The sequence below is a fragment of the Variovorax sp. 10L426 genome (genome assembly GCF_056395305.1).
This window is the reverse complement of record NZ_JBFTJF010000012.1, coordinates 114,399-133,063: the sequence shown is the minus strand read 5'-3', so window position 1 is coordinate 133,063 and position 18,665 is coordinate 114,399. Positions and strand designations below refer to the sequence as shown.

General features: G+C 63.8%; 18 protein-coding genes and 1 pseudogene. 11 read left to right on the top strand and 8 right to left on the bottom strand.

Features of this window, described 5'->3' with window-relative positions; all coding sequences use genetic code 11:
- Positions 1–17: 17 nt before the first annotated feature.
- From nusA to AC1DHL_RS18535, 7 genes are all read left to right on the top strand, one after another.
- The gene (gene nusA, locus AC1DHL_RS18565) at positions 18–1,502 is read left to right on the top strand and encodes a transcription termination factor NusA (protein WP_478102912.1); all 1,485 of its coding nucleotides are present in this window, start codon (positions 18–20) and stop codon (positions 1,500–1,502) included.
- Between the two features lie 24 nt (positions 1,503–1,526).
- Positions 1,527–4,451 (top strand): translation initiation factor IF-2, encoded by a 2,925-nt coding sequence (gene infB / locus AC1DHL_RS18560; RefSeq protein WP_478162917.1) that lies wholly within the window; start codon positions 1,527–1,529, stop codon positions 4,449–4,451.
- 21 nt (positions 4,452–4,472) lie between these two features.
- Complete coding sequence (gene rbfA / locus AC1DHL_RS18555; RefSeq protein ID WP_478102915.1) at positions 4,473–4,844, top strand: 30S ribosome-binding factor RbfA; 372 nt, start codon at positions 4,473–4,475, stop codon at positions 4,842–4,844.
- Positions 4,845–4,846: 2 nt separating this feature from the next.
- Complete coding sequence (truB, locus tag AC1DHL_RS18550) at positions 4,847–5,791, top strand: tRNA pseudouridine(55) synthase TruB (RefSeq protein ID WP_478102916.1); 945 nt, start codon at positions 4,847–4,849, stop codon at positions 5,789–5,791.
- Entirely contained in the window at positions 5,788–7,620 is a 1,833-nt protein-coding gene (typA, locus tag AC1DHL_RS18545; protein WP_478102918.1) for a translational GTPase TypA, read from the top strand. The genes truB and typA overlap by 4 nt, the downstream gene beginning before the upstream one ends.
- Positions 7,620–8,540 (top strand): DMT family transporter, encoded by a 921-nt coding sequence (locus AC1DHL_RS18540; RefSeq protein ID WP_478102919.1) that lies wholly within the window; start codon positions 7,620–7,622, stop codon positions 8,538–8,540. The genes typA and AC1DHL_RS18540 overlap by 1 nt, the downstream gene beginning before the upstream one ends.
- A 67-nt stretch (positions 8,541–8,607) precedes the next feature.
- Entirely contained in the window at positions 8,608–9,021 is a 414-nt protein-coding gene (locus tag AC1DHL_RS18535) for a YXWGXW repeat-containing protein (RefSeq protein ID WP_478162916.1), read from the top strand.
- 66 nt (positions 9,022–9,087) lie between these two features.
- Here AC1DHL_RS18535 and AC1DHL_RS18530 read toward each other — a convergent pair whose 3' ends face one another.
- From AC1DHL_RS18530 to smpB, 5 genes are all read right to left on the bottom strand, one after another.
- Positions 9,088–9,468 (bottom strand): COG4315 family predicted lipoprotein, encoded by a 381-nt coding sequence (locus tag AC1DHL_RS18530; RefSeq protein ID WP_478102922.1) that lies wholly within the window; start codon positions 9,466–9,468, stop codon positions 9,088–9,090.
- 44 nt (positions 9,469–9,512) lie between these two features.
- Complete coding sequence (locus AC1DHL_RS18525) at positions 9,513–10,244, bottom strand: anti-sigma factor family protein (protein WP_478162915.1); 732 nt, start codon at positions 10,242–10,244, stop codon at positions 9,513–9,515.
- A 13-nt stretch (positions 10,245–10,257) separates the two neighbouring features.
- The gene (locus AC1DHL_RS18520) at positions 10,258–10,764 is read right to left on the bottom strand and encodes a sigma-70 family RNA polymerase sigma factor (RefSeq protein ID WP_478162914.1); all 507 of its coding nucleotides are present in this window, start codon (positions 10,762–10,764) and stop codon (positions 10,258–10,260) included.
- 226 nt (positions 10,765–10,990) lie between these two features.
- Positions 10,991–11,590 carry an LbetaH domain-containing protein gene (locus AC1DHL_RS18515; protein WP_478102926.1) on the bottom strand — a complete coding sequence of 200 codons (600 nt, stop codon included), beginning with the start codon at positions 11,588–11,590 and terminating at the stop codon, positions 10,991–10,993.
- Positions 11,591–11,601: 11 nt separating this feature from the next.
- Positions 11,602–12,081, bottom strand: a complete 480-nt coding sequence (gene smpB / locus AC1DHL_RS18510; protein WP_478102927.1) for an SsrA-binding protein SmpB — start codon at positions 12,079–12,081, stop codon at positions 11,602–11,604.
- A 62-nt stretch (positions 12,082–12,143) separates the two neighbouring features.
- On the opposite strand from smpB, the gene AC1DHL_RS18505 reads away from it, so the two are divergent.
- The gene (locus tag AC1DHL_RS18505; RefSeq protein WP_478162913.1) at positions 12,144–12,590 is read left to right on the top strand and encodes a type II toxin-antitoxin system RatA family toxin; all 447 of its coding nucleotides are present in this window, start codon (positions 12,144–12,146) and stop codon (positions 12,588–12,590) included.
- Entirely contained in the window at positions 12,590–12,925 is a 336-nt protein-coding gene (locus AC1DHL_RS18500) for an RnfH family protein (RefSeq protein ID WP_478162912.1), read from the top strand. Before AC1DHL_RS18505 ends, AC1DHL_RS18500 begins: the two co-directional genes overlap by 1 nt.
- A 12-nt stretch (positions 12,926–12,937) precedes the next feature.
- Here the strand turns inward: AC1DHL_RS18500 and AC1DHL_RS18495 are convergent, their stop codons facing one another.
- Positions 12,938–13,447: a DUF4124 domain-containing protein gene (locus tag AC1DHL_RS18495; protein WP_478162911.1), complete on the bottom strand. Its 510-nt coding sequence runs from the start codon at positions 13,445–13,447 to the stop codon at positions 12,938–12,940.
- A gap of 171 nt (positions 13,448–13,618) precedes the next feature.
- Here AC1DHL_RS18495 and guaB point away from each other — a divergent pair, with 171 nt between their 5' ends.
- Both guaB and guaA read left to right on the top strand, forming a co-directional pair.
- Positions 13,619–15,088, top strand: a complete 1,470-nt coding sequence (guaB, locus tag AC1DHL_RS18490) for an IMP dehydrogenase (RefSeq protein WP_478162910.1) — start codon at positions 13,619–13,621, stop codon at positions 15,086–15,088.
- A gap of 10 nt (positions 15,089–15,098) precedes the next feature.
- Positions 15,099–16,712, top strand: coding sequence for a glutamine-hydrolyzing GMP synthase (guaA, locus tag AC1DHL_RS18485; RefSeq protein WP_478162909.1), 1,614 nt, complete (start codon positions 15,099–15,101; stop codon positions 16,710–16,712).
- A gap of 21 nt (positions 16,713–16,733) precedes the next feature.
- Here the strand turns inward: guaA and AC1DHL_RS18480 are convergent, their stop codons facing one another.
- Entirely contained in the window at positions 16,734–17,171 is a 438-nt protein-coding gene (locus AC1DHL_RS18480) for a PaaI family thioesterase (protein WP_478162908.1), read from the bottom strand.
- 91 nt (positions 17,172–17,262) lie between these two features.
- Positions 17,263–18,655, bottom strand: a pseudogene (locus AC1DHL_RS18475) (L-serine ammonia-lyase).
- Positions 18,656–18,665 lie beyond the last annotated feature (10 nt).

Genomic DNA, 18,665 nt, shown 5'->3' with positions numbered 1-18,665 from the left:
ACGAGGAGAGTGGTGGCATGAATCGCGAAATGTTGATGTTGGTGGATGCGATCTCGCGCGAGAAGAACGTCGAACGTGACGTCGTCTTCGGCGCTGTCGAGTCTGCCTTGGCGCAAGCTACCAAGAAGCTCTACCAGGGCGACGTGGACATTCGCGTCGCCGTCGACCGTGACAGCGGTGACTACGAGACCTTCCGCCGTTGGCATGTGGTCCCCGACGAGGCCGGTCTGCAATTGCCCGATCAGGAAATCCTGCTGTTCGAAGCCAAGGAAGAGATGCCCGACATCGAGGTCGACGAGTACATCGAAGAGGCCGTGGATTCGGTGCCGATCGGCCGTATCGGCGCGATGGCCGCCAAGCAGGTCATTCTTCAAAAAATCCGCGATGCGGAGCGCGAAATGCTGCTCAACGACTTCATGTCGCGCGGCGAGAAGATCTTTACCGGCACCGTCAAGCGGCTGGACAAGGGCGACATCATCGTCGAGGCCGGCCGTGTCGAAGGGCGTCTGCGCCGCAGCGAAATGATCGCCAAGGAAAATCTCCGCAACGGTGATCGCGTGCGCGCCATGATCATGGAAGTCGACCTGACGCTGCGCGGCGCACCGATCATCCTGTCACGCGCCGCGCCCGAATTCATGATCGAGCTCTTCCGCCAGGAAGTCCCTGAGATCGAGCAAGGTCTGCTCGAAATCAAGAGCTGCGCCCGTGACCCCGGCTCACGCGCCAAGATCGCCGTGCTGTCGCATGACAAGCGGGTCGATCCGATCGGCACCTGCGTGGGCGTTCGCGGTACGCGCGTCAATGCCGTGACCAACGAACTCGCCGGAGAGCGCGTCGACATCGTGCTCTGGAGCGAGGATCCCGCCCAATTCGTGATCGGTGCGTTGGCCCCGGCCAATGTCACATCCATCGTGGTCGACGAAGAGAAGCATGCGATGGACGTCGTGGTCGACGAGGAAAACCTTGCGATCGCGATCGGCCGTGGTGGCCAGAACGTGCGGCTGGCTTCCGACCTGACCGGTTGGAAGATCAACATCATGGACGCCAACGAATCGGCTCAGAAGCAGGCGACCGAAACCGATGCCAGCCGCAAGCTCTTCATGGAAAAGCTGGATGTCGACGAAGAAATCGCGGACATCCTGATTTCCGAAGGCTTCACAAGCCTGGAAGAAGTGGCCTATGTGCCGATTTCCGAACTGCTCGAGATCGAAAGCTTCGACGAAGATACGATCAACGAACTGCGGTCGCGCGCCAAGGATGCGCTGCTGACCATGGAGATCGCCCGCGAAGAGAACGTGGAGAGTGTTTCGCAGGATCTGCGCGACCTCGCCGGTCTAGACCCGGCACTTATTCCGAAATTGGCCGAGGCGGGTGTGCACACTCGCGACGACCTGGCCGACCTTGCGGTCGATGAACTCACCGAGATCACCGGCCAGAGCGCCGATGACGCCAAGAACCTCATCTTGAAAGCCCGCGAACATTGGTTCGCCGGCCAAGAGTGATGGTCATGGAGGCACGAAACCAATATGTCCAGTACCACTGTCGCCGAGTTCGCGAACGAACTCAAGAAGACTCCCGAAATCCTGCTTGACCAGCTCAAGAGTGCCGGGGTGCCCAAGCAGGCGCCAACCGACGCGCTCACCGAGGCCGACAAGCAGCGATTGCTCGGCTTTCTGAAGGCCAGCCATGGCACGGTCGAGCCCGAGCGCAAGAAGATCACGCTGACGAAGAAATCGACCAGCGAAATCAAGCAGGCCGACGCCACCGGCCGCGCCCGCACGATCCAGGTCGAAGTGCGCAAGAAGCGCACCTTCATCCAGCGCGACGAAGGTCATCCGGCAGCTGCCGAACCGGCGGCGCACGCCGAGGCCCCCGCCGTCGCGCAGCCCGCAGCTCCCCAGATCGATGAAGCTGAACTCACCCGCCGTGAGGAAGAAGCGCGTCGTCAAGCCGAGCTGATCCGCCGTCAGGAAGAAGAGCTGATCGAGAAGCGTCGCTTGCGCGAAGAAGCCGAGGCGCGTGAGCGCGCGCAGGCTGAGCAAGCCGAACGCGCTGAACAGGAAGCCAAGGCAGCCGCCAAGAAGAAGGCTGCCGAAGCGGCCGCGGCAGCCACGGTCACGGAAGGCGCTCCGGAAGCGCCGGAAGAGACTCCCGCCGTGACGGATCGCAAGGCCGCCGCAGAGGCCGCTGCTGCGCAGGCCAAGGACGACGCCAAGGCCAAGGCCGCCGCCGAGTCGAAGGCACGTGCAGATGAAGAAGCTGCGCGCGCCAGGGACCTGGACGAACGCCGTCGCAAGGCCTTGGCTGAAGCCGAGGCCATCCGCGCCATGATGAATGCGCCGGCCCGCGTGCTGGTGCCGCACAAGGCGCCAGAGAAGCCCGCCGCCGATCCGGCCAAGGGTGGCGTGAAGGGTACGTTGCACAAGCCCACCGCGCCTGCAGCCCGTGCCGGTGCACCTGCCGCACCTGGAGCTGCGGCGCCTGCAGGCGGTCCCGGTGCAGGCAAGGAAGTCAAATCGGCCAAGCTCTCGTCGAGCTGGGCTGGTGACACGGCCAAGAAGAAGGAAATCAAGACCCGCGGCGATGCCAGCGGCGGCGTCGGTCGCGGCAATTGGCGCGGAGGCCCTCGCGGCCGTCGCGGCGGCGACCGCAACGGACAAGAAGAACGCGCACCGGCGGCGCCGGTCGAGGCCCGCGTTCTCGAGGTGCATGTTCCTGAAACCATCACAGTCTCGGAACTTGCGCACAAGATGGCCGTGAAGGCGTCGGAAGTCATCAAGCAGTTGATGAAGCTCGGCCAGATGGCGACCATCAACCAGTCGTTGGACCAGGATACCGCGATGATCATCGTGGAGGAAATGGGCCACAACGCAGTAGTTGCCGCGCTGGACGATCCCGAAGCCTTCACCGACGAGGACGTGTCGGCGCAACAGGCCGAGGCGCTGCCTCGCGCACCGGTCGTGACCGTGATGGGTCACGTCGACCACGGCAAGACCTCGTTGCTGGACTACATCCGTCGCGCCAAGGTCGCAGCGGGCGAAGCCGGCGGCATTACGCAGCACATTGGTGCCTACCATGTGCAGACGGCACGTGGCATGGTGTCCTTCCTCGACACGCCCGGCCACGAGGCGTTCACCGCCATGCGTGCCCGTGGTGCGCAAGCGACCGATATCGTGATCCTGGTGGTTGCCGCGGACGACGGCGTCATGCCGCAGACCAAGGAAGCCATCAAGCACGCGAAGGCGGCGAAGGTGCCGATCGTGGTGGCAATCAACAAGATCGACAAGCCCGATGCCAACCTCGAACGCGTCAAGCAGGAACTGGTCGCTGAAGAAGTCGTGCCCGAAGAATACGGCGGTGACACGCCCTTCGTGCCCGTGTCCGCAAAGACGGGGCAGGGCGTGGATGACCTGCTCGAACAGGTCCTGCTGCAGGCTGAAGTCCTGGAACTCAAGGCGCCGGTAGATGCCGCCGCCAAGGGTCTGGTGATCGAAGCTCAACTCGACAAGGGTCGCGGCCCGGTCGCGACCGTGCTGGTTCAGTCCGGCACGCTCAAGACCGGTGACGTGGTGCTGGCCGGTTCGACCTATGGCCGCGTGCGCGCCATGATCGACGAGGACGGCAAGACCATCAAGACTGCAGGCCCGTCGATCCCGGTCGAGATCCAGGGCTTGACCGAAGTCCCGCAAGCCGGCGACGAGTTCATGGTGATGGGCGACGAGCGCCGCGCGCGTGAGATCGCGACGTATCGTGCGGGCAAGTTCCGCAACACCAAGCTGGCAAAGCAGCAGGCCGCCAAGATGGAGAACATGTTCTCCGACCTGACCGCCGGCGAGGTCAAGATGGTGCCGATCATCATCAAGGCCGACGTCCAGGGTTCGCAGGAAGCGCTTGCGCAGTCGCTGCTCAAGCTTTCCAACGACGAGGTCAAAGTGCAGGTGGTCTACGCGGCAGTGGGCGGCATCAGCGAGTCGGACATCAATCTTGCAATCGCTTCCAAGGCGATGGTCATCGGCTTCAACGTGCGTGCCGACGCAGGTGCGCGCAAGCTCGCCGAAGGCAACAACATCGGCATCCACTACTACAGCATCATCTATGACGCCGTGGATGAGCTCAAGACGGCGATGGCCGGCATGCTGGCGCCCGAGCGCCGCGAAGAAATCATCGGCTCCGCCGAGATCCGCACCGTGTTCGTGGCTTCGAAGATCGGTACTGTCGCGGGTTGTATGGTCACCTCCGGGTCGGTCAACCGTAGCGCGCATTTCCGCCTGCTGCGCGACAACGTGGTGGTTTACACCGGCGAGATCGACTCGCTCAAGCGCATGAAGGACGACGTTCGCGAAGTCCGCGAAGGCTTCGAGTGCGGTATCAAGCTCAAGAACTACAACGACATCAAGGAAGGTGATCAGCTGGAGTTCTTCGAGATCAAGGAAATCGCCCGGACGCTGTAAGCACCTGGATCGACCTCATCCATGCCCAAAAGAAAGACCGCAACCCCCAACCGCGCCTTCAAGGTGGCCGATCAGATCCAGCGCGATCTGACCGAGTTGATCGCGCGCGAGTTGAAGGACCCGCGTGTGGGCATGGTGACGATCCAGGCGGTCGAGGTCACGCCGGACTACGCGCATGCGAAGGTTTTCTTCAGCCTGCTCGTGGGTGATCCGGTCGAGACCACCGAGGCCCTCAACCAGGCCGCAGGCTTCCTGCGCAACGGCCTGTTCAAGCGCCTGCACATCCACACGGTGCCGACGCTGCACTTCCAGTTCGATCGCACGACCGAACGCGCTGCCGACATGAACGCACTGATCGCGCAGGCCGTCGCGTCGCGCTCCAAAGACGACTGACGATGAACGCGCCACGCACACGGGTGCAGCGGCGCCCTGTGCATGGGGTGTTGTTGCTCGACAAGCCGCTGGGTCTCTCCAGCAACCAAGCCTTGCAGAAGGCCAAATGGTTGCTGCGCGCCGAAAAGGCAGGGCACACCGGTACGCTCGATCCGCTCGCGACCGGCGTGCTGCCGTTGTGCTTCGGTGCCGCCACCAAGTTCAGCCAACTTCATCTTGATGCCGACAAGATCTATGAAGCTCGCGCCCTTCTTGGCGTGAAGACCTCTACCGGGGATGCCGAAGGCGAAGTCATCGCCGAGCGCCCGGTGTCGATCACGGCGGATGATCTTGTGCGCGTTGAAGCAAAGTTCACCGGGCCGATTTCCCAAGTGCCGCCGATGCACAGCGCGCTCAAGAAGGACGGCAAGGCCCTGTACGAATACGCGCGCGAGGGCATCGAGATCGAGCGCGCAGTGCGCGACGTCGTCATCCATGAACTCACGCTGAAGGCCGAGACGGCCGACACCATTCACATCCGCGCTGCGGTCAGCAAGGGCACCTATATTCGTGTGCTCGGCGAAGACATCGGCGAAGCGCTCGGCTGCGGCGCGCATCTGACCTTCTTGCGCCGGGTCGCGACCGGTGGCTTCGACATTTCCCAATGCGTGACGCTCGAAGCGCTCGAAGCCATGAGTGAAGAAGAGCGCCTGATGCAGCTTTTGCCTTCCGAGGCGCTTGTTGCCGGCCATACGACCGTCACGATCGGCGCCGAAGATGCGGCACGGTTCCTTTCGGGCCTGCGCCGCCGCGGCAACTGGCCCGACGCACCGCAGGTGGCCGTATATGGCCGCGAGCCGCACGCGTTCCTGGGCACGGCCCATGTCACGGCGGGCGAATTGATTCCGGGGCGCTTGCTGAACCCCATCGAAATCCAGCAGACACTTTTGACCGAAGCGACACCATGAGCACCAACCAGATCCGCAACATCGCCATCATTGCCCACGTGGACCATGGCAAGACCACGATGGTCGACCAATTGCTGCGCCAGTCCGGCACCTTTGCCGAGCACGAGAAAGTGGTCGACACCGTGATGGACAACAACGCCATCGAAAAAGAGCGGGGCATCACGATCCTGGCCAAGAACTGTGCGGTCACGTGGAAGGGCATGCACATCAACATCGTCGACACCCCCGGCCACGCGGACTTCGGCGGCGAAGTCGAACGCGCACTGAGCATGGTCGACGGCGTGGTGCTGTTGATCGACGCGCAGGAAGGCCCCATGCCCCAGACTCGCTTCGTGACCAAGAAGGCGCTGGCCCTTGGCCTCAAGCCCATCCTGGTGGTGAACAAGGTCGACAAGCCCGGCGCGCGTCCCGACCACGTGGTCAACGCCGCCTTCGACCTGTTCGACAAGCTCGGCGCCACCGACGAGCAGCTCGACTTCCCCGTCGTCTACGCATCGGGCATCAACGGCTGGTCGTCGTTGGAAGAGGGCGAGCACGGCGAGCAGTGGGGTCCCGATATGTCGGCGCTGTTCGACACCATCCTCAAGCACGTGCCGGCGCATGACGGTGATCCTGAGGCGCCTCTGCAGCTTCAGATTTCCGCCATCGACTTCTCGACCTTCGTGGGCCGGATCGGCGTCGGTCGCATCAATGCGGGCACTATCAAGCCCATGATGGATGTCGTCGTGATGGAAGGACCGGACGGCAAGGCGATCAAGGGCCGCGTCAACCAGGTTCTGACCTTCCAGGGTCTCGAACGCGTTCAGGCCACCGAGGCGGGTCCGGGTGAAATCGTGCTGATCAATGGCATCCCCGAGATCGGCATCGGCGTCACGGTGACCGATCCTGTGGATCCCACACCTCTGCCGATGCTCAAGGTCGACGAGCCGACCCTGACGATGAATTTCTGCGTCAACACAAGCCCTCTGGCTGGCCGTGAAGGCAAGTTCGTCACCAGCCGCCAGATCTGGGACCGCCTGCAGAAGGAGTTGCAGCACAACGTGGCCCTGCGTGTGAAGGAAACCGACGAAGAAGGCGTCTTCGAGGTCATGGGTCGCGGCGAACTGCACTTGACAATCCTGCTGGAAAACATGCGTCGCGAAGGCTATGAGATGGCCGTGTCGAAGCCGCGCGTGGTGTTCCGCGACATCGACGGCGTGAAGAACGAGCCGATCGAACTGGTGACGGCCGACATCGAAGAGCAGCACCAGGGCGGGGTCATGCAAGCCTTGGGCGAGCGCAAGGGCGAACTCGTCAATATGGAACCAGACGGCCGTGGCCGCGTGCGCCTCGAATACCGCATTCCGGCACGAGGCCTGATCGGCTTCACGAATGAATTCCTGAACCTGACGCGCGGATCGGGCCTGATCTCCAACATCTTCGACAGCTACGAGCCGCACAAGGGCGAAATCGGCAGCCGCAAGAACGGCGTGTTGATCTCCATGGACGACGGTGAGATCTTCACCTATGCCCTGGGCAAGCTGGACGATCGCGGCCGCATGTTCGTGCGTGCGAACGACCCGGTCTACGAAGGCATGATCGTCGGCATACACAGCCGCGACAACGACCTCGTGGTCAATGCGACGCGCACCAAGCAGCTGACCAATTTCCGCGTGTCGGGCAAGGAAGACGCGATCAAGATCACGCCGCCAATCGATCTCACGCTGGAATACGGCGTGGAATTCATCGAGGACGACGAGTTGGTCGAAATCACGCCCAAGAGCGTGCGCCTGCGCAAGCGCTACCTCAAGGAACACGAGCGCAAGCGCGCTTCCCGCGAGAGCGCCTGATGCAATCCGCCGGCGGCCGTGGACTGACGCACGGCCGTGCAGCCTGGCTGATGGTTGTCGTGACCCTCATGTGGGCCACGGCGGGTGTCGTCACGCGCCATCTGGAGCATGCGCGCAGCTTCGAGGTGACTTTCTGGAGAAGCTTCTTCACGGTCGTTTCGCTGCTGGTGATCCTGCCGATATGGCGGGGAAGGGCGGTCTTTTCCAGAATCCGGCATGGCGGTCGCGAGCTATGGATCTCCGGCGTCTGCTGGAGCGTGATGTTCACGGCCTTCATGGTCGCGCTCACCATGACGAGTGTTGCCAATGTGCTCGTCACGATGGCCCTGGGGCCGCTGTTCACTGCAATGGGGGCACGAATCTTCATCGGACATCGGCTCGCAGCGCGCACCTGGGGCGCCATCATCGTGGCCGGCCTCGGCATCGGCTGGATGTACGGCGCGCAGATCGTTGAAGGCTCGCTGCTCGGCACATTCGTGGCGCTGGGCGTACCGCTTGCCGCAGCCTGCAACTGGACAGTGGTTCAGCACGCTCATGCAAAGGGCCATGACGTCGATCTCGTTCCCGCCGTGTTGATCGGCGCCATGATTTCCTCCCTCGTCACGCTGCCGCTGGCGTGGCCGTTGCAGGCCGACGTGCATGACCTCGGCTTGCTGGCCTTCCTCGGACTTTTCCAACTCGCGATTCCCTGCGTCCTTTCGGTGATGTGCGCGCGCATCCTGAAGGCACCAGAGGTATCGCTTCTGGGCCTCCTTGAGGTGATCTTCGGCATCGCGCTGGCCTGGATCGGTGCAGGCGAGGAGCCGGAGTCGAGCGTTCTCGCAGGCGGCGCCTTGGTCATCGGCGCGCTGGTGTTCAACGAACTTCTGGGCATGCGCGAGCGGCGCGTGCCAGCTGCCGCCTTGTCCGGCACATCTTGAAATCAGGTGAATCACTGACGGCGGGGGTCAGCCCTCGGCGTTGAATCGTTTTAGGACCCCACAGCAGATGCGACTTTCAGCAACTCTCCTTGCCTGCGCCCTGGGCGCCGCGCCGTTCTGCGCTTCGGCGCAGGTGTCGATCAACATCAACGTGCCCGGGCTTGTTGCCGTAGCGCCCCCGCCTGCGCGCATCGAGCCTTTGCCGCCGCCGCGTCCGGGCTATGTCTGGGTGCCGGGCAACTGGCGGTATCGCGAGAACGCTTACGCGTGGAACCAGGGGTACTGGCAGCCCGCACGTCCCGACTACGAATATGCGCCGGGTCGCTGGGTGCGCGCCGACGGCGGATGGCGTTGGGTCGAGCCGAACTGGAAACCGGTCAAGTACAAGAAGGGCCATGATCATCACGGTCACGGCCACGACGGGGACGACGATGACCACTATCACTGCCCGCCCGGTCAGGCCAAGAAGGGTCGCTGCTGATCGTCCCTCGCGGCTAGAAAAGAAAAGGGCCGACGCAGGCCGGCCCCAATCGATCGTTCGCCCAGGTCAGGGACGCGCGACCTTCCAGACCCCATTGAATCCGTCACCGGTCTTGTCACCGGCCTTCGTATCCTTGGACCAGTAGTAGAGCGGTGCGCCCTTGTAGGCCCATTGCTTCTTGCCATCATCGCGCACGATGATGGTGTAGGCACCCATCGGCTTGGCCGTGTCTGCGACCGTCAGCGGCGGCCAAGCGGTGGCGCACGGACCATTGCAGGCGGACTTGCCGCTCCCGACGGCGTCGCGGTTGAAGGTGTACAGCGTCATGCCGGTCGGGCCGATCAGTACGCCGTCGGCGGTGCGCGTGGGCGTGTCCGGCGCAGGCGACATGCTTCCGCATCCAGCAAGCAGGGCAGCGGCAAGGATCGAGGCGCTGAGCAGTTTCATGAAGTTTTCTCCTTCGGTTAAAAAAACAAGTGCGAGTGGACAGTCTATCCGCCGGCTTTTTCAAGCTGACGGTATACGACGGTGGCGATGCTGAGCAACGTGTCGTGTGAAAGCGGCCCGGTCAGTGCATAGCCGAACCCTCGGTCGACCCAATAGAAGGTCGGCACCGGACCGTCCGTCGAATACCGGAACGCTGTTTCATCCGGGCGTGAGGCCTTTTCGGGCGCGCCCAGACTGCCGATGTAGAGCGTGACACGCTCCCCGGTCGCGCGTTCGAACATGAATTGCGCGCGTGCGCCTTCGCTGCCCGGCAGCAGGCGTCCACCAACGAGGGCGTAGCCCTGTGCCGATAGATCCGGCACCTTGAGCGGCCGGTCGAGGCGCTTGGAAAGCCATTGCGCGAGATGCTGCTGGTCTGCGGCGGCCACTTCGACGGGATGTCGCTTCTCGGGCACATAGACCGCATGAGCCACAGCCGCGGCGTGGACGAATTCGCGCGTTGCGGGTCCCCGAGCCAAAAGCGATCCGGTCTGAGATGTCCACTGAGTGTTGGCCAGCCATCCAGCCGCGAACGCAACGACGATGCCAGCGGCCATACCGCCCCATCGCATCCAGCGGGCTTGCCGGGCGTGATGCCGGGCGGCAAGCCCGGCGGCGGCCAGCAACGCAGGCGGAACCGGTTCGTCGAGGACTTCACGATGCAACTGACGCAACGCTTCGCGCTGGGCGTCCCAGCCGGGCAGATCGTCGTCGATGGGGGGAGTGGGCGTTTTCATGGCAATGGGCCGGTTACTTGAGGCGACGCAGGCCCGGGCGATGGGCCGGTGTCGTCGTCCCTTCCATCAGATCCTGCAGGCGACTGCGCGCCCGTGAGAGCCGCGACATGACCGTGCCGACCGGGACGCCGAGCACCTTGGCAACCTGGGCGTAAGAAAGATCCTCGAGTGCCACCAGCAGCAGCACGGCGCGCTGGTCCTCGGGCAGAAGCAGCAGGCAGCGCTGGAGATCGATCGCCTCATCGCGATGCGAATCGACACTGCGCAGTTCGTGAACCACATCGTCCACATCCACCGAAGCGCGCGGCGGCGCACGACGGACCTGGCTTGCGAACACGTTGTGCATGATCGTGAAGAGCCAGGCCCGCAAGTCGGTTCCGACGATCCACAAACGCCATTTGCTGCAGGCCCGCTCGAGCGTGTCCTGCACGAGATCATCAGCCGCCCAGCGGTCACCGGTGAGCGCACGGGCATAGCGCCGCAGGCTCGGGATCTGTTCGACGATGGCGCTTGAATCCATGGCCCTGGGGTTTTCAGTGCTGGATGGCCCGGCAGATCGGCGCCGGATGATCCGGATCACAAACAGCCAGGTAGCCGCTCAGGATCGTGACGTATGCGACCAGGACGGCAAGCGGCAGATTGATGGGCGACATGGAAGTTCTTCCTTGAAACAGGTCAACCGTCTTCGGTTGCTTGCCTCATGAACGCCGCCGCCACGGCGTTTATTCCATCCGCCTCGAAATAAATCAGGCCGCACCGCCGGGATTGCTGCCGGTCCCGTCGCGCAGCACGCGGCGCTTGAGCGGCTTGGCGGGGTTCCCGCCGTAGACGGTCCATGGATCGAGCGATCGGAAAGCGACGCTTCGCGCCCCCAGAACCGCACCTTCGCCCACGTCGACACCCGGCCCGACGAAAGCTTCGGCCGCGATCCAGGCCCGCGGGCCGATGTTGATCGGCTGGGCCGTCAATTGAAAATCCGCCGAAGAAATGTCGTGGCTGCCGGCGCAGAGGTGCGCACCCTGCGAGACCAGCGCTCCGCGGCCGAGGGAGATCGGCGCCATGTTGTAGCAAATCACGCGCTCAGCCAGCATGGCGCGGTCTGCCAAGTGGAGGTGAGGGGGATACCAGACCCGGGCACTGCCGCGCACATCGCAGGACTCGCCCAAGTGTGCGCCGAAGCGCTTCAACAGAAAGCACCGCCAGAAGTGCAACTGTGGCGGCGTCCACGAGGCGAACAGGGCCCAGGTGAGGTTCCACACGGCGCGCGATATCCGGTTGCCCAGCGAAAAGCTCGGGCCGCCCTGAAGCGGATTGACGCGCGTAGCGTCGAGGGGTTGGAGCGCCATGGGTGGTTCCTTCAGCGACTTCGACTCTTCATCGCGCGCTCGACCTCGCGCTTGCCTTCACGGTCCTTGATGGTGTCACGCTTGTCATGCTCGGCCTTGCCCTTCGCCAGTGCAATTTCGCATTTCACCTTGCCGGCCTTCCAGTGGAGGTTGAGCGGCACGAGCGTATAGCCTTTTTGCTCCACCTTGCCGATCAGCCGGCGGATCTGCTCCTTGTGCAAGAGGAGCTTCTTGGTGCGCACCGAATCGGGAGTGACGTGCGTTGACGCGGAGCGCAGCGGGTTGATCTGGCAGCCGATCACGAAGAGTTCGCCGTCGCGGATCACGACATAGCCATCGGTCAGTTGCACCTTGCCTTCACGCAGCGACTTGACCTCCCAGCCCTCGAGCACCATCCCGGCCTCGAAGCGCTCCTCGAAGAAGTAGTTGTATGCGGCTTTCTTGTTGTCCGCGATCCGGGAGGATGTGTCTTGCTTTTTTTTGGTGGCCATGGTGAATCAGGTGAGGTCTGCATGGCTTCAATACAATCCGTCGCGCACGCTGTGCCGATTCTATGAAAACCGTCCACAAGTCCGTTCTGATCTGGTACAGCGCCGACGAGATGTATGCCCTGGTCACCGACGTCGCGAAGTATCCGGAGTTTCTGCCGTGGTGCGACCGCTCGAAGGTGATCGAGCAGGACGACTTCGGCATGACCGCCGAAGTCGGGCTCGCGTTCAGCGGTTTTCACCACAGTTTCGCCACGCGCAACACCCATGTGCCGGGCCGCGAAGTCCATCTGAAGCTCGTTGACGGGCCTTTCTCCAATCTCGATGGCGTCTGGAAGTTCACGCCGGTTGGCGACGATGGCGAGCGTGCATGTCGCGTCGAGTTGAATCTCAGCTACGGCTTCAACAATTTCGCGCTCCAGGCGCTGGTTGGCCCCGTCTTCGACAAGATCGCTTCGAACCTGGTGGAGGCCTTCGTCAAGCGCGCCGAGCACATCTACGGCGCAGCCTGATGCCGCTGCAAGTGATCGTGGTGTGTTCGCCCGCACCCCGAGAGGTGTTCGAGCAGGTCGTGCGCGTGCCCGAGGGTTCCTCGGTGAGGGATGCGGTACTCGCCACCGGCCTCGCCACAGCCTTTCCGCAATTCGATTGGCAAGCGGCCACGCCGGGTATCTGGGGACGGCAAGTGGCATGGAGCCAGGTCGTGGCCGATCTTGATCGCATCGAACTCTGCCGCCCGCTCACGGTCGACCCCAAGGTGGCGCGGCGCGAACGATTCAAGCAGCAAGGCGCGCGCGGAACGGGCCTGTTCGCTCGCCGCCGCAAAGGCGGCAAAGCAGGGTACTAATAAAGCTCCGCGCTACTTGCAGTCTGAGTTGATGACGGCCTGCAGGCGCTGTTGCTCGGCCGCGCGGGCGTCGTCGTCAATGATCTCGCGCTCGCCCTGGGCATTGATGCGCGCCACGCGAATGCCGCTGTCCATGGTTGCCTTGCCCTGGCGCGCGCGATCGCAGTTCTCGGCCTTGGCCTGCGCGATTCTCTGAGTCTCGGCGGCCTGTTTGGCTTTCTCGGCTTCCTCGGCCTTGCGCGTTTTCTCTTCAAGATCCTTGTCGACGCCCGACGGCTTGGGGGCGGCGGGCGGTGCCGCGGCTGGCGCGCCAGGTTCGGCGGGCGCTGCCGGAGTGCTGAAATTCACGCGCTTGGAAGGCGTGTTCGGCCTGTGAAGGATGTTCTTGTCAGGAATGTCGACCGGCGGCGGTTGATCGCTGAACACCTTCTTGTTGTCCTTGTCGATCCACTGCCATTGCGCCTGGGCACCCAGGGGCAGAAGGAAGATCGATCCAATGACAACAAGGTGCGCGAGTTTCATGGCGGGCAGTTTAGCGCCGCCTTACGTTTTGCAACGTGGCGGCTGGCGTTTTTGCAACATTGAGCACCGTTTCGGCCGCGTTTCCAGTCGAATGCGTGCGAGAAAGCGCAATTCCCACGGCATCGGGAGGCGTCGAGCCATCGTTACAATCCGTCTTTTGGAGCTTCACCCATGCGCCTTCTCGGCAAAGCGCTCACCTTCGACGATGTGTTGCTGGTGCCAGCGTACTCCCAAGTCCTTCCCAAGGACACCTCTCTCGCCACCCGGTTCTCCCGAAACATCACGCTCAATCTCCCGCTGGTCTCTGCCGCGATGGATACGGTGACCGAGGCCCGCCTCGCGATCGCCATGGCGCAGGAAGGGGGCATCGGGATCGTCCACAAGAACTTCACCGCTGCAGAGCAGGCCGCCCAGGTCGCCAAGGTCAAGCGCTACGAGTCGGGCGTGCTGCGCGACCCCGTCGTGATCACCCCGACGCATACCGTCCGGCAGGTGATGGCGCTCTCGGAGCAGCTCGGCATCTCCGGATTCCCGGTTTGCGATGCCGGCAGGGTGGTCGGCATCGTGACGGGCCGCGATCTGCGCTTCGAGAGCCGCTACGACGCTCCGGTCAGCGAGATCATGACCCGGCGCGACAAGCTCATCACCGTGCCCGACGGCACCACGCTCGCCGACGCCAAGGCCCTGCTCAACAAGCACAAGCTCGAACGCCTGCTCGTGATCAATGATTCCTGGGAGCTCAAGGGCCTGATTACCGTCAAGGACATCACCAAGCAGACCAGCTTCCCCAACGCGGCACGCGACGCCAGCGGTCGCCTGCGCGTGGGCGCCGCGGTCGGCGTGGGCGAGGGCACCGAAGAGCGCGTCGAGGCGCTCGTGAAGGCCGGCGTCGATGCGATCGTCGTCGACACCGCACATGGCCACAGCGCCGGCGTGATCGAGCGGGTTCGCTGGGTCAAGAAGAACTATCCGCAGGTCGACGTGATCGGCGGCAACATCGCCACCGGCGACGCAGCCCGCGCGCTGGCTGATGCGGGTGCCGATGCAGTCAAGGTCGGTATCGGCCCGGGCTCGATCTGCACCACCCGGATCGTGGCCGGCGTCGGCGTGCCGCAGATCATGGCGGTGGACAACGTCGCGACCGCATTGCAGGGCACCGGCATTCCGCTCATCGCCGACGGCGGCATCCGCTATTCGGGCGACATTGCGAAGGCCATTGCCGCCGGCGCGAGCACGGTGATGATGGGCGGCATGTTCGCCGGCACCGAGGAGGCACCGGGCGAGATCGTGCTGTTCCAGGGCCGCAGCTACAAGAGCTATCGCGGGATGGGTTCCATTGGTGCGATGCAGCAGGGCAGTGCTGACCGCTACTTCCAGGAATCCACCACCGGCAATCCCAACGCCGACAAGCTCGTGCCTGAAGGCATCGAGGGCCGGGTTCCCTACAAGGGCTCGATGGTGTCCATCGTCTATCAGATGTCCGGCGGCCTGCGGGCCAGCATGGGCTACTGCGGCTGCGCCACGATCGAGGACATGAAGAACAAGGCCGAGTTCGTCGAAATCACCACCGCAGGCATTCGCGAGAGCCACGTGCACGACGTGCAGATCACGAAGGAAGCGCCCAATTACCGCGCCGAGTGATCGGTCAGTCATGCAACACCAGAAGATCCTGATTCTCGATTTCGGCTCGCAAGTCACGCAACTGATTGCCCGTCGCGTGCGCGAGGCGCACGTGCTGAGCGAGGTGCACCCCTGCGACGTCACGGACGCGTGGATTCGCGACTACGCGAAAGACGGCAGCCTGAAGGGCGTCATCCTTTCGGGTAGCCACGCCAGCGTCTACGAAGACACGACCGACAAGGCGCCGCAGGCGGTGTTCGAACTCGGCGTGCCGGTGCTGGGCATCTGCTACGGCATGCAGACCATGGCGCACCAGTTGGGCGGCAAGGTCGAGGGCGGGCACAAGCGCGAATTCGGCTTTGCGGCTGTTCGGGCGCGCGGCCATACCGAACTGCTCAAGGACATCGTCGATTTCACGACCGACGAAGGTCACGGCATGCTCAACGTCTGGATGAGCCACGGCGACAAGGTCACCGAGTTGCCGCCCGGCTTCAAGTTGATGGCGTCGACCGAAAGCTGCCCGATCGCCGGCATGGCCGACGAGGACAGGCATTTCTACGCCGTGCAGTTCCACCCCGAAGTCACGCACACGCAGCAGGGCAAGGCAATCCTCGATCGCTTCGTGCTCGGGATCTGCGGTGCACGTCCCGACTGGGTCATGCGCGATCACATCGCGGAAGCCGTCGAAGCCATCCGCCAGCAGGTGGGCGACGAGGAGGTCATCCTCGGACTTTCGGGCGGCGTCGACTCGTCGGTGGCTGCTGCGCTGATCCATCGCGCGATCGGCGACCAGCTCACCTGCGTCTTCGTTGACCACGGCCTGCTGCGGCTGAACGAAGGTGACATGGTCATGGACATGTTCGTCGGCAAGCTGCACGCCAAGGTGATCCGTGTCGACGCGAGCGAGCTCTTCCTCGGTAAGCTGGCGGGTGTCAGTGATCCGGAAGCCAAACGCAAGATCATCGGCGGCGAGTTCGTCACCGTGTTCAAGCAGGAGGCGGCCAAGCTCACCAGCGCGGGCGCGAAGGGCGCCAAGTGGCTGGCCCAGGGCACCATCTACCCGGACGTGATCGAGTCCGGCGGCGCCAAGAGCAAGAAGGCTGTCACGATCAAGAGCCACCACAACGTCGGCGGCCTCCCCGAGCAACTGGGCCTGAAGCTGCTGGAGCCGCTGCGCGACCTGTTCAAGGACGAAGTGCGCGAGTTGGGCGTGGCGCTGGGCCTGCCGCCGGAGATGGTCTATCGCCATCCGTTCCCGGGCCCTGGGCTGGGTGTGCGGATCCTCGGCGAGGTGAAGAAGGAATACGCCGACCTGCTGCGCCGTGCCGATGCGATCTTCATCGAGGAACTGCGCAACTTCATCGATCCCGCTACCGGCAAGAGCTGGTACGACCTCACGAGCCAGGCTTTTACCGTCTTCCTGCCGGTGAAGAGCGTAGGCGTGATGGGCGACGGGCGCACCTACGACTATGTCGTGGCGTTGCGCGCCGTGCAGACCAGCGACTTCATGACGGCGGACTGGGCCGAATTGCCCTATGCGCTGCTCAAGAAGGTGTCGGGCCGCATCATCAATGAGGTGCGCGGCATCAATCGCGTGACGTACGACGTGAGCAGCAAGCCGCCGGCGACGATCGAGTGGGAGTGATCCGAGACCCCCGGCTCGCGATCACGGCGCCGTAGCCGCATCGATGTTCCGGGCGGTCCCCAGCAAGGTGGCGCACAGCGTTTCCTTGCCACCATCCACGGCAAACACATCGGCCGCGCACACTGTGAGCGTGCGCGAAGCCTTCACCACGCGCCCTCGCGCGACCAGGTGACTGCCACGCGCAGGCGCCACGAGCTTCAACGATGCATCAATCGTCGCGTTGATAAAGCCCGGCGGCAACAGCGTACCGGCCGCCGACACCGCCGCGAAATCGGCTGCGGCGAAGATCGCGGTGGCCTGGAGCTGCCCAGGTCGAAAACACCAGGCGTCCTGCACCGGAATCTCCAGTTCCACATCACCGGGTTCGATTCGGCGAAACGCAAGCTTCAGCGTTTGCGCCATTGGCATGGCGAGTACCGAGCGGCGTACCTGCTCGGTCATGGATTCGGTCGTGTTCATGCTGGGCAACCTCCGAAACACTCATGCATCGCAGCTTAGCGAGCTTCGCCCTGCTCGAAGGTTGCGGACGCGACAGTTGCGCCTCTCGTGGTCAGCACTCCACGACGTTGACCGCCAGACCGCCCAGCGACGTTTCCTTGTACTTCGACTTCATGTCCTCGCCAGTCTGCATCATGGTGCGGATCACCGCGTCGAGCGACACATAGTGGCTGCCGTCGCCGCGCAGGGCCATGCGCGCGGCATTGATGGCCTTGACGGCGCCCATCGCATTGCGTTCGATGCAGGGGATCTGCACCATCCCGCCGACCGGGTCGCAAGTGAGGCCGAGGTTGTGCTCCATGCCGATCTCGGCGGCATTCTCGACCTGCGCCGGCGTGCCCCCCATCGCGGCCGCGAGGGCGCCGGCTGCCATCGAGCAGGCGACGCCGACCTCGCCCTGGCAGCCGACTTCCGCGCCCGAGATGGACGCATTGGCCTTGTAGAGCATGCCGATGGCAGCAGCGGTGAGCAGGAATTCGACGATGCCGTCTTCCGATGCACCCCGGCCGAACTTGTCGTAGTAGTGCAGCACGGCAGGCACGACGCCCGCTGCGCCGTTGGTCGGCGCCGTGACGACGCGTCCGCCTGCTGCGTTTTCTTCGTTGGCGGCCATCGCGAAGGCGTTGATCCAATCCATCGCCGCCAGCGGATCGGCGCCTTCGATGCCGCCGTCGCGCGCCAGCAATTCGCGGTGGAGCTGCGGCGCACGACGACGGATGTTGAGCGAGCCGGGCAGGCGATCGGAAGCGGCGGCGTTGTCGATGCCGAAGCCGCGTCGCACGCATTCCTGCATCACGCGCCAGATGCGCAAAACCCGTGCGGACCTCCGCCGGTGTGCGCCAGACGCTCTCATTGGCGAGCATGAGCTGCGCGATCGACAAGCCGCTGGCCTTGGCCTGCGACATCAGTTCGTCGCCCGTTTGAAAGGGATACGGCCAAGCGAGAACACCCGATGTTTCCGCGAGCCCGGCGGCGGCGCCGCGTTCCACCACGAAGCCGCCGCCGACGGAAAAGTAACAGCGCTCCGTCAGCACCATGCCATCGGCGGCGAGCGCGGCCAGTCGCATTCCATTGGGGTGCTCGATCAGGGATTCGTCGCCCGCAAACTCGATGTCGCGCAGTTGCTGAAACGCAACCGGATGACGCCCGAGCAACATCAGCTCGCCCGAGTGCCGCATGGCATTGATCCGAGGCTGCACCGCCGCGGGGTCGACGGTGTCCGGCGCCTCGCCGAGCAAGCCGAGGATGACGCCCACGTCGGTCGCGTGGCCGCGACCGGTCGCGCCAAGCGAACCGTAGAGGATCACATGGACGCGTGCAGTCCGCGCCAGCAATCCTTCGCGTTCCAGCGTGTCCGCGAACATGCGCGCGCCGCGCATTGGACCGACCGTGTGCGAACTCGACGGCCCGATGCCGATTTTGAAGATGTCGAAGACGGAGAGCATCCGCGCACTA

Coding starts and splice junctions, on each gene's coding strand:
- nusA (WP_478102912.1), top strand. CDS start 18: ATGAATCGCGAAATGTTGATGTTGGTGGATGCGATCTCGCGCGAGAAG.
- AC1DHL_RS18535 (WP_478162916.1), top strand. CDS start 8,608: ATGCGACTTTCAGCAACTCTCCTTGCCTGCGCCCTGGGCGCCGCGCCG.
- guaA (WP_478162909.1), top strand. CDS start 15,099: ATGCAACACCAGAAGATCCTGATTCTCGATTTCGGCTCGCAAGTCACG.
- AC1DHL_RS18530 (WP_478102922.1), bottom strand. CDS start 9,468: ATGAAACTGCTCAGCGCCTCGATCCTTGCCGCTGCCCTGCTTGCTGGA.
- AC1DHL_RS18495 (WP_478162911.1), bottom strand. CDS start 13,447: ATGAAACTCGCGCACCTTGTTGTCATTGGATCGATCTTCCTTCTGCCC.
- truB (WP_478102916.1), top strand. CDS start 4,847: ATGAACGCGCCACGCACACGGGTGCAGCGGCGCCCTGTGCATGGGGTG.
- AC1DHL_RS18500 (WP_478162912.1), top strand. CDS start 12,590: ATGCCGCTGCAAGTGATCGTGGTGTGTTCGCCCGCACCCCGAGAGGTG.
- AC1DHL_RS18520 (WP_478162914.1), bottom strand. CDS start 10,764: ATGGATTCAAGCGCCATCGTCGAACAGATCCCGAGCCTGCGGCGCTAT.
- AC1DHL_RS18540 (WP_478102919.1), top strand. CDS start 7,620: ATGCAATCCGCCGGCGGCCGTGGACTGACGCACGGCCGTGCAGCCTGG.
- AC1DHL_RS18525 (WP_478162915.1), bottom strand. CDS start 10,244: ATGAAAACGCCCACTCCCCCCATCGACGACGATCTGCCCGGCTGGGAC.
- rbfA (WP_478102915.1), top strand. CDS start 4,473: ATGCCCAAAAGAAAGACCGCAACCCCCAACCGCGCCTTCAAGGTGGCC.
- guaB (WP_478162910.1), top strand. CDS start 13,619: ATGCGCCTTCTCGGCAAAGCGCTCACCTTCGACGATGTGTTGCTGGTG.
- AC1DHL_RS18480 (WP_478162908.1), bottom strand. CDS start 17,171: ATGAACACGACCGAATCCATGACCGAGCAGGTACGCCGCTCGGTACTC.
- typA (WP_478102918.1), top strand. CDS start 5,788: ATGAGCACCAACCAGATCCGCAACATCGCCATCATTGCCCACGTGGAC.
- AC1DHL_RS18505 (WP_478162913.1), top strand. CDS start 12,144: ATGAAAACCGTCCACAAGTCCGTTCTGATCTGGTACAGCGCCGACGAG.
- AC1DHL_RS18515 (WP_478102926.1), bottom strand. CDS start 11,590: ATGGCGCTCCAACCCCTCGACGCTACGCGCGTCAATCCGCTTCAGGGC.
- smpB (WP_478102927.1), bottom strand. CDS start 12,081: ATGGCCACCAAAAAAAAGCAAGACACATCCTCCCGGATCGCGGACAAC.
- infB (WP_478162917.1), top strand. CDS start 1,527: ATGTCCAGTACCACTGTCGCCGAGTTCGCGAACGAACTCAAGAAGACT.